The organism is Streptosporangium sp. NPDC000563 (assembly GCF_040299985.1).
In the GTDB taxonomy this organism is placed as follows: domain Bacteria; phylum Actinomycetota; class Actinomycetes; order Streptosporangiales; family Streptosporangiaceae; genus Streptosporangium.
In genome coordinates this window covers 14504-29053 of the sequence record NZ_JBEPDA010000008.1, presented here as the reverse complement: position 1 = coordinate 29053, position 14550 = coordinate 14504, and the positions used below count along the sequence as shown (strand labels likewise).

General features: G+C 73.5%; 11 protein-coding genes. 1 reads left to right on the top strand and 10 read right to left on the bottom strand.

Annotated elements, in window-relative coordinates; all coding sequences use genetic code 11:
• Window positions 1-9: 9 nt before the first annotated feature.
• From ABT352_RS20210 to ABT352_RS20165, 10 genes are read right to left on the bottom strand one after another with little or no spacing between them, the layout of a single operon-like run.
• Window positions 10-2976, bottom strand: a complete 2967-nt coding sequence (locus ABT352_RS20210; protein WP_350946403.1) for a hypothetical protein — start codon at window positions 2974-2976, stop codon at window positions 10-12.
• 52 nt (window positions 2977-3028) lie between these two features.
• Window positions 3029-3487 carry an Rv3654c family TadE-like protein gene (locus ABT352_RS20205; RefSeq protein ID WP_350946402.1) on the bottom strand — a complete coding sequence of 153 codons (459 nt, stop codon included), beginning with the start codon at window positions 3485-3487 and terminating at the stop codon, window positions 3029-3031.
• Window positions 3484-3897 carry a TadE/TadG family type IV pilus assembly protein gene (locus tag ABT352_RS20200; RefSeq protein WP_350946401.1) on the bottom strand — a complete coding sequence of 138 codons (414 nt, stop codon included), beginning with the start codon at window positions 3895-3897 and terminating at the stop codon, window positions 3484-3486. Before ABT352_RS20200 ends, ABT352_RS20205 begins: the two co-directional genes overlap by 4 nt.
• The gene (locus ABT352_RS20195) at window positions 3894-4409 is read right to left on the bottom strand and encodes a TadE/TadG family type IV pilus assembly protein (RefSeq protein ID WP_350946400.1); all 516 of its coding nucleotides are present in this window, start codon (window positions 4407-4409) and stop codon (window positions 3894-3896) included. Before ABT352_RS20195 ends, ABT352_RS20200 begins: the two co-directional genes overlap by 4 nt.
• On the bottom strand, window positions 4396-4644 hold the full coding sequence (locus ABT352_RS20190; protein WP_350946399.1) for a hypothetical protein: 249 nt from the start codon (window positions 4642-4644) through the stop codon (window positions 4396-4398). The genes ABT352_RS20195 and ABT352_RS20190 overlap by 14 nt, the downstream gene beginning before the upstream one ends.
• Before the next feature lie 2 nt (window positions 4645-4646).
• Complete coding sequence (locus ABT352_RS20185; protein ID WP_350946398.1) at window positions 4647-5582, bottom strand: type II secretion system F family protein; 936 nt, start codon at window positions 5580-5582, stop codon at window positions 4647-4649.
• Window positions 5575-6462, bottom strand: coding sequence for a type II secretion system F family protein (locus ABT352_RS20180; protein WP_350946397.1), 888 nt, complete (start codon window positions 6460-6462; stop codon window positions 5575-5577). Before ABT352_RS20180 ends, ABT352_RS20185 begins: the two co-directional genes overlap by 8 nt.
• A complete protein-coding gene (locus ABT352_RS20175; RefSeq protein WP_350946396.1) occupies window positions 6459-7760 on the bottom strand; it encodes a TadA family conjugal transfer-associated ATPase in 1302 nt (433 codons plus the stop codon). Before ABT352_RS20175 ends, ABT352_RS20180 begins: the two co-directional genes overlap by 4 nt.
• Window positions 7757-8596: a CpaE/TadZ family protein gene (locus ABT352_RS20170; RefSeq protein ID WP_350946395.1), complete on the bottom strand. Its 840-nt coding sequence runs from the start codon at window positions 8594-8596 to the stop codon at window positions 7757-7759. The genes ABT352_RS20175 and ABT352_RS20170 overlap by 4 nt, the downstream gene beginning before the upstream one ends.
• Before the next feature lies 1 nt (window position 8597).
• The gene (locus tag ABT352_RS20165) at window positions 8598-9299 is read right to left on the bottom strand and encodes a CpaB family protein (protein ID WP_350946394.1); all 702 of its coding nucleotides are present in this window, start codon (window positions 9297-9299) and stop codon (window positions 8598-8600) included.
• A 562-nt stretch (window positions 9300-9861) separates the two neighbouring features.
• On the opposite strand from ABT352_RS20165, the gene ABT352_RS20160 reads away from it, so the two are divergent.
• Entirely contained in the window at window positions 9862-14475 is a 4614-nt protein-coding gene (locus tag ABT352_RS20160) for a type VII secretion EssC family protein (RefSeq protein ID WP_350946393.1), read from the top strand.
• Window positions 14476-14550: the final 75 nt, after the last annotated feature.

The window sequence follows — 14550 nt, the reverse complement described above, 5'->3', positions numbered from 1 at the left end:
CCCGGCCCGTCATGCGGTCGGGGCCGAGCGCATCCGCCACGAGGGCAGCAGCTCGTCGATGAGGGCCTCGGTCTCGGGAGCCATCCCGCCGCCGTAGGGATGGGACTCGGCCCTGCGGCGCAGGGCGTCGACCACGGCGCGCAGGCGGACGGGGTCGGCGGTGAGGTGGGTGGCCCGCAGCAGGTCGCGCCAGAGCCCCTCGTCGTCCGCGGCCAGCAGCAGCCCGGCACGCACCGCCGCGACGGCCTCGTCGGTCTCGCCTCGGGCCAGGCGCGCCTCGCAGAGCCGGTGCGCGGCGTCCGCGACGCCCGCGGTCACGTTGTACTCCAGGTCGTCGGCGGCGAGCCAGGCGTAGCGACCACGGGGACGGCCGTTCAGCAGCGGGCCCCGTACCAGGCCGAGTGCCCGGTCAAGGAGCTCGGGACGCCCGGCGGGGCCGGCGTGCGACCGGCGGACGAGGTCGCGGAAGAGCATCCAGTCGGTGCGCACCTCGGGACCGAGCTTGAGCCGCCCTGACTCGTCGGCGTAGAGGTTGGGCCGCCCCTGACTGTCGGTGCCCAGCCAGGCGACGACCCTCGCGATCGTGGCGTCCCGCACCACCGACTGCACGCCCCTCGGCCAGAGGATGCCGCCGAGCACGACGGGGTGGACGCCACCGGGGTGCGTCGCCAGGTAGACGGCGAGCTCGACGGCGATCACGGCCCGTCCCTCCTCCATCGGCGGGGGGCCGACGACCTCGGCTGGACCGAGGATGCGCACCTCGACCGAGGGAGTGTGCGGTACGGGCTCCGGCTCGTCGGAAAGCGGCTCGCCCTCCAGCCGCTCGGTCGCGAGGAACAGGTCGATCAGCGCCCGGTACTGGCGCCGGGGCAGCAGCTGCGCGGCCACGTCGAAGCCGAGCGCGTCGATCTCGGCGCGGCCCCCCTCGGTGATCGTCCAGTTCCAGGTGGCGTGCGGCACGTCACCCGCGATCACGTACCCGGCCGCGGTCCGTACGCCCTTCCTCGCGAGCAGGGCGAGGCGGCGGCCCTCCTCGGGGGTCGGGGCGATCGCGGACAGCAGGTAGTGCGGCGTGGCGACCGGGTCGCCGGCGCGCCCGTGGATCCGGCCGGTGAGCACCTCACCGGCGTGATCGCGCTTACCGGCCCCCGCCTCCAGCTCGGGCAGGACCTCCGCCAGGGCGCCCACGTATCTGATCCGATCGGAGGCGATCACGGTCAGCTCCTCGCCGAAGCCGACCAGCGTGAGGCGCATCCGGTCCGACCAGCGGTTGGTCGCCAGCTCCACGGCGAGCGCGGCCAGGGCCTCGGTGGTCCGCGGGCCGTTGATGCCGATCGGCCCGTGGGCGGCCTCCAGGTCGACGAGCACCCTGCCCTCACCGCCCTCACCGTTGGAACCGATCGAGACCAGTCCCGGGTAGGGGGCGGGCGCGTCGGCGAGCGTCCGCTCGTCGATCATCCGGCCCTCGTGCGCGGGAAGCCGCCAGACCTGGCCGCCGTCGTGGGAGGTCCAGGGCGCGGGCGCGTCGGAGTCCGGCGGGTGGATCCACAGGTCGAGAGTCTGCGGCGACAGGTGGGCGGCGTAGATCGTGGGCGGGACGCGGTTCTGGGCGGCGAGGGACCTGCCGAGGAGCCGGAGTCCTACGTCGAGCATCCGGCTGCCGGGGGCGTCGGCACCGAGCCTCAGCGCGAGTTCGGCCTGGGCGGCGTCGTCCCTGGGCCGGGTGATCCGGCGCCCGAAAGCGCGGTGCCAGAGCTGCTGCCTGCGCCTGCGTCCGAGCGCGGCGAGCAGTCCCGCCGCCGCCAGCGAGGCCCCCGCCAGGTAGTCGAGCATCCCCAGGGCGGTCTCCTGCCCGGCGTTCTGCCCGATGTCAGGGGGTTCGGCCACCGCCGCCGGGTCTCGCCGCTCCACCTGCCCGGGGTCCTGCCGCCCGCTGTCGGCCGCCGTATCGGGCACGGTGCGGGCACCGTCACGAACGCTGTCACGAACGCTGTCACGAGCACTGTCACGGGCGCTGTCACGGGCACTGTCACGAGCGCCGTCCCCGCGTTCCTGCGCCGGGCCGACCTCCCGCCTCCCTTCGGCCCCGATCCTGTCCCCGGCCCTTTCTCGGGGGCCGGAGACCTCGGGCGCGGGCTCCGCGGGAAGGTCGGCGCGGCCGGGGGTGATGGTCTGGGTACGGCCGTCCAGCTCCGTCGGCTTGTCCGGATGGTCCTTGAGGGTGTCGTCACGCGGCTGGGAGGCCGGGACGATGTGGATGTTGCGCGCGTCGTCCGGCATGTCCAGGACCCATCCGGGCCTGATCAGGTCGGCCATGTGCAGGCGGCTGCCGTCGGGCTGTTCCTTGTGCTGGTTGAGCCGGTAGATCTCCGGATACCTGCGCCCGTCGCCGAGGCACTTCTCCGCGATCTCCCACAGGCTCTCGTGGTGGCGCCCGTGCGGCGGCTGCACCACGTAGACCTTCTTCGCCTTGCGTGCGGGCGCCAGCTCGGCCCGCTCGTCGGCGGCCGGAGCGGACGGCGACGACAGGCCGGTGGAGACGATGCCGGGAGCGGTGGGCGGCAGGCTGGTCATCTTCGCGATCGGCAGGGCCACCGCCGAGACGGTGAACAGCAGCATGGCAGCCGAGACCAGCCGGTTGGCGAACATCTGCGTGCCGCCCGACAGCGGCACCCTGGCCGGCATGCCGACCCGGCGCAGCCCCGCGTAGATCTCGACCAGCACGCAGACCACCAGCTGCAGCCAGGCGAGCCAGACCAGCAGCACGAGGATCGCGACGATCGTGCTCGTACCCACCTGGCTGGTCAGCAGGTCGAGGTTGAGCAGCTCGGGCGGGAGGGGCGGCCCGGCCAGCCGGAACAGGGCGTAGGGGACCCCCGCGATGAGCGCGACCAGGACGACGAGCGCGCCGAGGCCGGCCAGCAGGTCTCCCGGTGTGCGCCTGGCCTTGATGCGCACGGGCTGTCGCGTTGGCATTCGTCTCCCTCCCCGTTCGGATTCGTCCTCGGTCAACCGGTGGGCCGGCGATTCACGGCAATTGCTCTTCCCCGACGTCCGGCCCGGCCGTGGCCTCGGCCTCCATCTCCGAACCGGGGAAGCCGAAGGCGGCCAGGAAGAACGCCTTCCAGGTGACGGAGACGCTCACGGTGACCTCGCCCTGACCGCCGCCGAGGGTGCATTCCGTGAGCTGTACGTCGCCGCCGCCGTGAGCGGAGACGATCTCCTCGGCCTGCCCGCAGGACTCCCCCTCCCCCAGCAGCCGGGCCTGGCCGGTGGAACGCAGGTGCTCGACGTCGATCTGGTCGGCGGCGGCCCTGGCGGCCTGTTCGGCGACGTCGGCCGCCCGCAGCCGGGCGTTGATGGCGGCCCCGCCGTCGACGAGCAGCCCGGCCAGCAGGAACACCACCACCGAGAAGATCACCGTGAAGATCGACATCGACCCCCGCTCGCCGGGCGCGGCGGGAGGAGACGGGTGCGCGGGGTTCACTCCTCGACCCTCCTGAACTGCTCCAGCGGGACCACCGAGTCGCCCTTGATGTCCTTGGCCGCCCCGAAGCCCAGGAAGTCCAGGTCCAGGGAGCAGGTCACCTCGGCGTGGACCTGGCCGCCCTCCTCCCAGGTCGTGCCGGACAGGCTGACCTGCGGCTCGCACTCGCCCGACAGTGCTCCGCGGGCCGCCTCGTCCGCGGCGGCCTCGGCGTCGGCCAGGGTGCGCTCGACGGAGGCGGCCCTGGCGGCGTCCCTGGCGGCGCCGTTGACCTCGCCCTGGGCCTCGACCACCCTTCCCGCGCCCACCAGGAAGAGCAGGAACAGCAGGAAGACCGGGGCGAGCAGCACCGTCTCGGTGCTGAGCGACCCGCGCTCGTTCCTGTCCCCGCCGGACGTCAAGGGGATCACTCGCATCCTTCGCTCCCGTCGTCGGGACGGAAGCACTCGATGGGACCGCCGAAGCGCGCGGTGACGGTGAACGTGGTGGACGGCAGCAGCGGGACGACCTGGACCGCCGAGGCACTCACCTCGACACCCCGCTGGTCGCCCTCCTCCCAGGCGGTGACCGTGGCGCCTTCGAGAAGTTTCGGGCCGATGGTGCGGATCAGCTCCTGGGCGCGGGACTCGGCGTCCTGCTGCCAGGACTCGGAGTCGACCCTGGCGAGCCGCGCCCCCTCCCTCGCCGCGGCGTCGGCGATCTGGCGTCCGTGGAACCACAGCGCGGACTGCACGATGAGCAGGACGACGACCAGCACCACCGGCATGATGATCGCCAGTTCGACGACCGTGGCGCCGCGCTCGCCGGTACGGTCCCCGGTGCCGGGGCGCGCGCCGCCCTCCCGGTCGCGCTCGCCGTCCCTGTCCTCCCGGTCCTCCCGGGCTCCTCGGGTGCGGCGTCGCGCGCGCTCACGGGTCTCCAAGTTCGCCGCCCCCGCCCCCGCCGCCCCCGCCGCCGAACTGGTTGGAGATCTCGGCCTGCTTGCCCTCGACGAGGCCCTTGATGAGGGTGGCGAGCCCGAGCGCCACCCCGGCGATGATGGCCGTGATGATGACCCATTCGACGGCGGAGGCGCCCCGGGTGGGGGCGCTGCGCGCCTTCTCGATCCGGACGCTCAGAACGGCGACCGCGTAGACGATCCACGGATGGCTCAGCATGGTCAGGACCCCAACATCTTCATAGCGGCCGGAAAACTCAGAAAGATCACAAAACCCGCGCAGAGCAGGAGCTGGGCGACGAGCATCGACTGGGAACGCTCACCCGCCTGCCCTTCGATCTCGGCGAGCTCCCGGCGCCGCATGGTCGCGGCGCGGGCGGTGAGGGAGGCGCGGACCTTGGCACCGTCGTCGGCGACCAGCCCCAGGGCGGCGGACAGGTCGCGCAGCTCGTCGACGTTGATCTCGTCACCGAGCTGGCCGAGGGCCTGCCAGGGGGTGATGCCGACGATCCTGGCGTTGCCGAGCGCCTCGCGGATGCGGGACATCGCCCAGTTGGCCCCGTCCTCGTCGGGACCGGGGCTGCCCACCGAGACCGCCATCATCAACGCCTCGGGCACCCCTCGCCCGCCCGCCAGGTTCATCGCGACGAGGTCGAGGAAGGAGCCGACGACGTGCCGGAAGTCGCGGCGCATCCGCGCGGCGTCCCGCTTGACCTGCAGGTCGGGCAGGACGAAGAAGACTCCGGCGACCACGAGCGCCGCCCACAGCGGGACGGTGAGGGACAGGCCCCACCCCATCAGCACCAGCCAGCCGACCAGCAGCGGGAACGCCAGCAGCCCGGAGACCGCGAGCAGCACCTTGGTGGCGAGGAAGCCCTCGAACGACCTGCCGAGCAGCGCGAGGTCGGCTCTCGCCGAGCGGGCCTCCCAGCCCCGTGCGGCGTAGAAGCGGGCCATCCGCTCCCCCAGGCCGCGCCGGAACGCGCTCACCTCCTCGTCGGGCAGGATGAGCCGCGCGCGGGGCGCGTCGGTGCCCTCCCTGGCGGCGTCGAGCGCCATCAGGCGCGTCACCAGCCCGGGACGGGCCGGAAACAGCGCCCGCAGCAGCAGGAACAGGCCCATCCCGAGCACCGATCCCGCGAGCAGCGCCTCAGTCATCGCGCACCTCGCCTCCGGAGGGCAGGCCGAGCAGGCGGGCGGGCTTGTCGAAGCGGGCCAGGCGGCGCATCCAGGCGAATCCGGCGCCGAAGAATCCGGCGACCACCACGAGCACCGCCTGGCCGAGCGTGTTGTCGTACTCCTCGACGTAGGAGGGGTTGAACACGACGAGCATGACGGCGAAGGCGAGGGCCGTACCGACCACGATCTGCACGCTGCGACGGGTGGAGCGGCGCTCGGCCTCGACCCGGCGGCGCATGTCGAGCTCCTCGCGGGCCGACACGGCCAGCGCGCCGAGCACGTCGCGCAGGCCGGGGCCGCGCAGCTTGGAGTTGAGGATGAGGGCGGCCACGACCAGGTCGGCCGAGGGGTCGTCGAGCTCGTCGGCGAAGAGCCTGAGCGCGTCGGGCAGCGCCATCCTGGTGTGCAGGCGGTCGACCATGGACCGCAGGTGCGGGCGCAGGGTGGGGGCGGCCGCCCGGATCGAGGACGGGATCGCCTGTTCCAGCCCGGACGCCCCGGCGATGGTGTCGCGGAGCGACTCGGTCCAGGCGGCCAGGGCCTCCAGCCGCCGCATCGCGGTCCGTTCCTCCGCGGCGCCGCCGGACAGGCCGCGCCAGGCCAGCGCGAGGAGCACGGCCCCCACCGCCATGACCGGCCACCCGGTCACCACGAGCACGAGCACCCCGGCGATGACCCCCACCGCCGACCGGGTGGACAGCGCGCGCAGGAACTCGCGCCTGCCCGCCGACCTGCCGGGGGTGGCCGGCCGGACGGGCACCCCGTACAGGGAGAGGAAGAGCAGGAAGAGCCCGGCGCCGAGCGCGAGGCCGGAGAGCAGCACCAGCGGGTCGAACAGGCCCGGAGGCAGGGAGGTCATGTCCAGCCTCCCGGGTCGTAGCCGAAGTGGGCGAGCTCCTCCAGGCACGACAGCGGAGCGTGCGGTGTCACCCGGCCGTCGGGCGCCGTCGCGAACACCTCGGAGGAGAGCACCCGCCCGTCCACCCCGGCCACCTCGCGCACGCTCGACACGAAGCGGCGCAGCCTGCCGCCCACCGCGTAGTCGTTGCGCTTCTCGATGAACACCACGAAGTCGATCGCGCCGGCGATGAGCATGTGGGTGGCCTCGATCGGCAGGCGCTCCGAGGCCTGGAGGGCGTAGGTGGCGATGCGGTTGAAGACCTCCATCGAGGAGTTGGCGTGGATGGTCGACAGCGAGCCGTCGTTGCCCTGGGTCATCGCGTTGAGCATGGTGACGATCTCGTCGCCGAGGACCTCACCGACGATCACCCTGGACGGGTTCATCCGCAGGGAGCGGCGGACCAGCTCCGCCATGCTGATCTCGCCCTGGCCCTCGGAGTTGGGGAGCCTTTGCTCGAAGGCGACCACGTTGGGGTGCAGCTCGGAGAACTGGTCGAGGCCGAGTTCCAGCGCGCGTTCGACGGTGATGAGGCGTTCGGACGGCGGGATCTCGTTGGCGAGCGCGCGCAGCAGGGTCGTCTTCCCCGCGTTCGTCGAACCGGAGATCATGATGTTCTTCCTCGCCGCCACCGCGGCCGCGAGGAACCGTCCCAGCTCGGGGGTGAGGGTGCCGTTTCCCACGAGGTCGCTGAGGAACACCTTGCCCAGCCGGGAACGGCGGATGGAGATGGACGGGCGCACCGTCACGTCCATCACGGCCGAGAGCCGGGAGCCGTCGGGCAGGCGCAGGTCGAGCTGGGGGTTGGCGGTGTCGAACGGCCTGCTGGACAGACCGCTGTAGGCGGCGAGGATCTGGATCAGCTCGACCAGCTCCTCGTCGGACTCGGCCACCGGCTCGCGCATGAGCTCCTGGCCGTCGGCGTAGCCGACGAACACCCGGTCGCAGCCGTTGATGTCGATGTTCTCGACCTCGGGGTCGTCGAGCAGCGGCTGGAGGCGGCCGACGCCGAACAGGGCCGCGTGGATCCCCGCGGCCAGCGCCTCCTCCTCCTCGGCGGTGGGCGGCGTCCTGCCGACGCCGATCTCGCCGCGGGCGAACTCCTCCAGGATCTGGGCGATCAGCGCGCGGGCGAACTGACGCTCGTCCTCGCCGCTCATCGGTGGCAGGCCGCTCGCCTGGTCGAGGCGGCGCTGGTGGGCGAGCCTGTCGCCGACGTCCTGCCGGAAACGCTTCACCAGCGTGTGGTCGATGGTCACGGCCTCGCTCCGCTCGAAGGCTCGACGGGCTCGGCGGGCTTGACCGGCGAGCGTGCGGCCTGCTCCCGTGCGCGGAAGGCCGACTCCGCCGACTCCTGGGCGCGGAGCTGGGCGTCGAGACGGCCGCCCAGCTCCCTGGCGGTGCGGATCAGCAGGGAGCGGTCCAGACGTCCGCCCCACTGGCCGCGCAGCAGCTCGGCGCCCTTGGGGTCGTGCGCGAGCCCGCTCACGAAGGCGATGTGCCTGCCGGTGCCCGCGACGATCCGGCGCACCTCGTCGATGGTCGTGCGGTACTGGCGGGGGTCGGCGATCACCACCACGCCCACCTGGGGCTCGCGCGGCATGATCTGCAGGCGTTCGCGCAGGTGGGCGACGTGGTCGAGGCTCGCCCTGGTGAACAGCACCACCAGCGCGGCCTCAGCGGTCAGCTCGGCGAGCTGCGGGTGTCCGCCGAGACGCCCGCAGTCGGCGAGCACGTCGGCGTCGGGCAGTGTGGCCAGCGCCCGGCCGAGCGGACCCCAGAGCCAGGTCAGCCCGGACGCCTGCTCGCCGTGGGTGAGCCCGGCCAGCACGTCCAGACCACCGACGATCTTCTGGGTGTGCTCGTGGATCTGGTCGGGGTGCAGGCCCCTGCGGGCCGTGGCCCCCAGGGTGAGCAGTCCGCGCGCGGGGTTGAGCACGCCGCCGTCGGCGGCGGGCAGGCGGTAGGCGAGGTCGCCGCCCGCCGGGTCGCACTCGGCGAGCAGCACCGGACGCGGCCAGATCGCGCCGAGCGCGGTGGCCGCCGTGGTCACGCCGGGCGCGCCCTTGTCGGCGGCCAGCACGATGAGCGCCACGTCAGCGCGCTCCCGGCAGCTCGGCGAGGGCGATCTCACCCGCGGAGGCGTACGCGACGATCTGCGGTGAGACGGAGCTGTCCACGATGATGGTGACCAGGCCGTTCGCCCCCGTCCTGCCCGGCGTGCCGATCTGGTGGACGAGGGCGCTCTGCGCCAGCACCCGGCTCTCCCGGTCGGCGCCACTGCCCTTGCTCGGCACGTGGACGACCTGGACCCGGTCGCCGCGCTCCAGGGTGCCCGGTGTCTGGCCGGGTTTGAGCGCGAGGCCGACCTGGGCCTTGCCCGGGCCGAGCTCCCTGCTGGAGGAGACCACCATGTCGCGGGTGAGGAGCGTGCCGGGCAGGAGGGTGACGCGGGCGAAGTTCTCGGTGACGCGGGCGCGCTGGGACCAGGCCACGTAGCCGATGCCGGTGTCGGCGATCTGGACCTCCTTGAGCATCGCCTCGGTGAAGGGCTGTCCGGCGCCGATCTGCTGGGAGACGGCGATCGCCGAGACGCGGTCGCCGCTGCGCAGGACGAGCAGCGTGGTGGCGAGGGCGCCGCCCAGGATGAGGAGGACGGCGAGGGCGGCGAGGGCGGGTTTGCGCTCGCGTGGGGGCACGGGGAGCTTGCGCGACGCCGGACCCGACAGGGCGCCCGCCGAGGTCTGACGCTCGGCGTTCACCGGGACGCGGCCCGTTGGCTTCTCACTGGTCCTCATGGGTTAGGGGGACTCCCAGAGTGATCAAAATATGGGGAACTACTGGTCGAATTTACGCCATTATGCGCACCATGCGGACGGGCTGTAGGACAAAAGCCAGGACCCATGCTCGTTTGATAGGAACACCGCTGTCAACGCCACTTCAGAAGAAGATGTCCGTTTGGCTAGCTGACGGGAGGCTTATCCGGGTGATATGGACGGTAATTAACTCTCGCACCAATCACCCCAGCTTTTTCACCCCTCATTCCCGTGTCCGGCATGCCCGCCGCGCAAGGGGATGCCGCCGGTTTCCGGATCCGGAGCGGAGCGCGCGACTTCCCCCCGGTTCTCCGAACAGGTTTTCCACAGCCCCGCATCACGAGCAGGTCACCGCCCCGAAGCCTCCGCAGCGACAAATGCCCACTTGAGACGGTATAACCGGCCATCATCCCCAGGCGGTTATCCACAGGCTTTACCGTTTTCCACATACCGGCGGTGAGTCACCACATTGCCGCGAACACTCCCACCGGGATGGTTTTCCCTCTGTACGGTGGACCCGCGGCCCGACCCGAGGAGAGCGGCGATGCGAATCATGCTCACCGTGCTCAGCGAGCACGCCGACCGCGATGTCGTGGTCGAGGGCGACGAGACGACCACGGTGGCACGACTCGCGGAGTCCCTGGCGGGCCAGGGCGGCGAGCGACCGAGCAACGTGGTGCGGCTGACGCGCAGCAAGGCCCCGTACGGGCTGGATCGCGACTCCGCCGGGGCCGAGCCCCCGACGCTGTGGATGGACGGCCGCCCCCTCGACCCCGCCGCCCCCGCGCTCGGCCTGCTCCGCGACGGCGACCTCGTCACCCTCGACCGCTCCCTCGCGACGGCCACCCTCGCCGAGGAACCCGGCGGGATCGTGGAGATCCGGGTGGTCGGCGGACCCGCCGCGGGCTCCGTGCACCGCCTCAGCCTGGGCGTGCACACCATAGGCTCCGACCCCGCCTGCTCGGTCTCCGTGGCCGACCCCCGGCTGCCCGCGCGGGCCGCGGTGGTACGGCTCACCCCGGACGCCATCACCGTGGAACCCGGGGAGGGCACGGCGCCCCTGCTGGGCCGCGACCCCCTGGAAGGCCCGCTGCCCTGGCCGGAACACGCCCTGCTGAGCTGCGGCGGCACCGTGCTCACCCTCAAGGCGGTGGAGCCGCCCGACGCCCACCTGGACGCGCAACCCGACGGCGGGCTCGCCTACAACCGGCCGCCCAGGTTCCGGCCGCCGGGCGGCGCGCGGCGCTTCGAGGTCCCGGCCGAGCCCAGGCGGGCGGAGACGATGCGGCTGCAGCTGCTCACCGCGTTCCTGCCCGCCGCGCTGGGCGTGGGCCTCGCCATCGCCCTCAAATCGCCGTACTTCCTGCTGTTCGCGTTCATGACACCACTGATCATGATCGGCCAGTGGTGGAGCGACAGGCGGCACGGCCGCAAGCAGTACCGCCGGCAGCTCAAGGAGTACAAACAGCGGCTGGAGGTCTTCGAGGCGGCCGTGGACCGGGCGCGCGCCGACGACGAGACCGCCCGCCGCGCCGCCGCGCCCGACCCCGCCGAGGTGCTGCTCACCGTGACCGGCCCCCGGCGGCGGCTCTGGGAGCGGCGCGACCACGACCCCGACGCGCTGCGGCTGCGGGTCGGCCTCGCCGACCTCCCCGCCGACCTTGAGTTCACCCCCGAGCGCTCCGCACCGGCCGACGCCCCGCTGCCCGCCCCGCCCACCTGCCAGGCGGTACCGGTGGCGCTGGCCATGCGCCGCCTGGGCGTCGCCGGCCTCACCGGGCCGAGGAACACGACGGCGGGGGTGGCGCGCTGGCTGGTCGGCCAGGCCGCCGCCCTGCACAGTCCGCGCGACCTGGCGATCGTCGTCCTGTCCGCGCACGGCGACGGCGAGGAACGCTGGAACTGGGTCCGCTGGCTGCCGCACTGCGCCCCGCGCGGCGGCGAGGACTGCGTGGCCCTGGTCGGCGCCGATCCGGAGAGCGCGGCCCGCCGGGTGAGCGAGCTCGCCGCGCTGATCGACGAGCGCCTCGGCGACGACGCCGCCGCGGGTCCCGCGGCCAAGCTGGGCCGCATCCCGGCCGGCTGGGGCGACCTGGGCGGCGGCGCGGGCACCGGCGCCGACCAGTTGTACGCCGCCCCCGTCTACGACGAGCGTCCCTACGACGTGCTGGTCGTGCTCGACGGCGCGCAGGCGCTGCGCGCCCTGCCCGGCATGCCCCAGGTGCTGCGCCAGGGGCCCAGGGCGGGCGTCCACACCCTGGCCGTCGACGGCGACCAGCGACTGCTGCCCGAGGAGTGCGCCACCGTCGCCGCCGTGGAGGCCGACGGCACGGTGCGGCTGCGCGGCGGCGGCCTGGACGACCTCGGCGAGATCCTCGCCGACCAGGTGACGTCCGCCTGGTGCGACAGGCTGGCCCGCTCGATGGCACCGATCCGCGACGTCAGCCGCGACGACGCCGGACTCGCCCTGCCGGACTCCGCGCGGCTGCTGGACCTGCTGGAGCTGCCCTCGCTCTCCGGCGCGGCCCTGACCGGGCGCTGGGGACGGGCCACCGAGGCCGTGGTGGGCGTGGGCCCCGAGGGGCCGTTCTCCGTCGACCTGCGCAGGGACGGGCCGCACGCGCTCATCGCGGGAACCACGGGCGCGGGCAAGTCGGAACTGCTGCAGACCCTGATCTCCTCGCTCGCGGTGGCGAACCGGCCGGACGAGATGACGTTCGTGCTCATCGACTACAAGGGCGGCGCCGCGTTCAAGGAGTGCGTGCGGCTGCCGCACACCGTCGGCATGGTGAGCGACCTCGACGGCCACCTCACCCAGCGGGCCCTCGCCTCGCTCGCCGCGGAGATCCGCCGCCGCGAGCGGCTGCTGCTCGCCGCGGGGGCGAAGGACATCGAGGACTACCACGAGCTGCGCGACACCCGCACCGCCCGCGCCTCCCGCGACCTGCTCGTCGCCGGAGGCGGCCCCCAGGTCAGGCCGCTGCGCGGGCGCACAGCGGCCTCGGCGGCCTCGGCGACCTCTGCGTCCTTGGAGCCCCCGCCGCCGCTGCCCCGGCTGGTGCTGGTCATCGACGAGTTCGCGGCCATGGTGAGCGAGCTGCCCGACTTCATGACCGGGCTGGTCGACATCGCCAGGCGGGGACGCTCGCTGGGCATCCACCTCATCCTCGCCACCCAGCGGCCCGGCGGTGTGGTGACCGCCGACATCCAGGCCAACACCTCCCTGCGGATCGCCCTGCGGGTCACCGAGGCGTCGGAGTCGGCCGACGTCATCGACCGCCCCGACGCCTCGTACATCCCCAAGTCCGCGCCCGGCCGCTGCTACGTGAAGTCGGGCGCGGGAGCGGCGACGTCCGTGCAGACCGCGCGGATCGGCGGCCGGAGTCCCGGCGCCTCAGGAGGCGAGGTGAGGGTACGGGTGACGGAGGTCGGCTGGCAGGCCCTGGGACGGCCCAGGCCGGTCCACGCCGGGGCCGAGAGCGGCCACGTCACCGACCTCTCCCTGCTCGTCGACGCCCTGGTCGAGGCGGCCCGCCTGGACGGGGTCGCCGAGCAGCCGAGTCCCTGGCTCGAACCGCTCCCCGACCTCGTGACCGTCCCCGTCCTTCCCGCGACGCCCGTGCTTCCCGATGACGCGCCCCGCGCCCTGCCGTACCGCGCGGGGGTCGAGGAGGTGCCGCCGCTCGCCTTCGGGATCACCGACCTGCCCTGGGCACAGGACCGGCGCGCGCTCGCGCTCGACCTCGCCCACGGGGGGCACCTGCTCGTCGCGGGCGCCTCGCGCAGCGGTCGCTCCACCGCGCTGCGCACGCTGGCCGGGGCGATCGCCGCCGGAGCCTCCCCCGACGACGTCCACCTGCACGCGATCGACTGCGGCTCGGGATCGCTGCTGCCCCTGGTGGCGATGCCGCACTGCGGGGCGGTGGTGACCCGCGACCAGCTCGACCGGGTGGAACGGCTGCTGGCCAGGCTCCGCGCGGAGGTGGGACGGCGCCAGCAGCTCCTCGCCGAGGCCGGGTACGCCTCGCTCGCCGAGCTGCGCGCCGCCGAGGACGGGCCGCGGCTGCCGTGGCTGGTCCTGATGCTCGACCGGTGGGAGGGGTTCGTCGCCGCGTTCGAGGCGTACGACTACGGGCGGCTGATCGAGTCGCTGATGCAGCTGCTGCGCGAAGGCCCCGCGGTGGGACTGCGGGCCGTGGTGACCGGCGACAGGTCGGCGCTGATCGGGCAGATCTCCACGGTCTTCGACGACCGGCTGATCCTGCGGCTGGCCGACCCCACCGACTACGGCCTGGCCGGGCTGTCCATCAAGGACCTGCCGGCCACCCTCGCGCCGGGCCGCGCGCTGTCCACCGGCGAGCACGGCACGATCGAGAGCCAGATCGCGCTGCTGTGCGACGACCCCTCGGGACCGGCGCAGGTCGCCACGCTCCAGGCACTGGCCCGCTCGGCGCCGAAGATCACCGCGGAGCCGCCGATGCGGGTGGACGCGCTGCCGATGCGCGTCACCGCCGCGCAGGTCCTGGACCTCGTGCCCTCCTTCCGGCCTCCCTCACCGCTGTGGGCGCTGCTCGGCGCGGGAGGCGACTCGCTGGCACCGCTCGGCGTCGACCTGCTCGCGCACGGCCCGGCGGCGGTCGTCGCCGGTCCGCCCAGGTCGGGCAGGTCGACGGCCCTGCTGACCGCCACCCACTCGCTGCTCTCCCACGGCACCCCCGCGGTCCTCGTCACCCCTCGGCGCAGCCCCCTGTGCACGCTGGTGGACACCCCCGGCGTGCTGGCCGTGCTGGACTCGAACGGCGACCTGCACGAGGCCGTCGCGGGGCAGGACCGCTACGTCGTGATCGTCGACGACGCCGAGCTGATCTCCCCCGACTCCCCCCTGGGTACCGCGCTGGAACAGGTGCTGCGCAGCGGCAGGGACGGCGAGCACGGCCTGCTCGTCGGCGGCACCACCGGCGATCTGACCACCGCCTACCGGGGGTTCGCGGCCGAGGCCCGCAAGGGCAGGACGGGCCTGCTGCTCGCGGTCCAGAGTCCCGCCGACGGTGACCTGTTCACCGTCCGCCTCCCCCGCGGCGCGGTCGGCGGCCCTCCCGGCCGCGGCCTGCTCGTGACCCTGGGCTCGGTCACCCCCATCCAGGCCGCCGTCACATGAGAGGCCGCCGTCGTACGACGGTTCGTCATCGCACGAGAGGCCCTCGTGCCGGCGCACTCTCCGCTGCCGATGCGT

Excerpts from the sequence above, each read along its gene's own strand:
- ABT352_RS20180 (WP_350946397.1), bottom strand. The coding sequence starts at position 6,462 with ATGACCTCCCTGCCTCCGGGCCTGTTCGACCCGCTGGTGCTGCTCTCC.
- ABT352_RS20160 (WP_350946393.1), top strand. The coding sequence starts at position 9,862 with ATGCGAATCATGCTCACCGTGCTCAGCGAGCACGCCGACCGCGATGTC.
- ABT352_RS20165 (WP_350946394.1), bottom strand. The coding sequence starts at position 9,299 with ATGAGGACCAGTGAGAAGCCAACGGGCCGCGTCCCGGTGAACGCCGAG.
- ABT352_RS20185 (WP_350946398.1), bottom strand. The coding sequence starts at position 5,582 with ATGACTGAGGCGCTGCTCGCGGGATCGGTGCTCGGGATGGGCCTGTTC.
- ABT352_RS20210 (WP_350946403.1), bottom strand. The coding sequence starts at position 2,976 with ATGCCAACGCGACAGCCCGTGCGCATCAAGGCCAGGCGCACACCGGGA.
- ABT352_RS20190 (WP_350946399.1), bottom strand. The coding sequence starts at position 4,644 with ATGCTGAGCCATCCGTGGATCGTCTACGCGGTCGCCGTTCTGAGCGTC.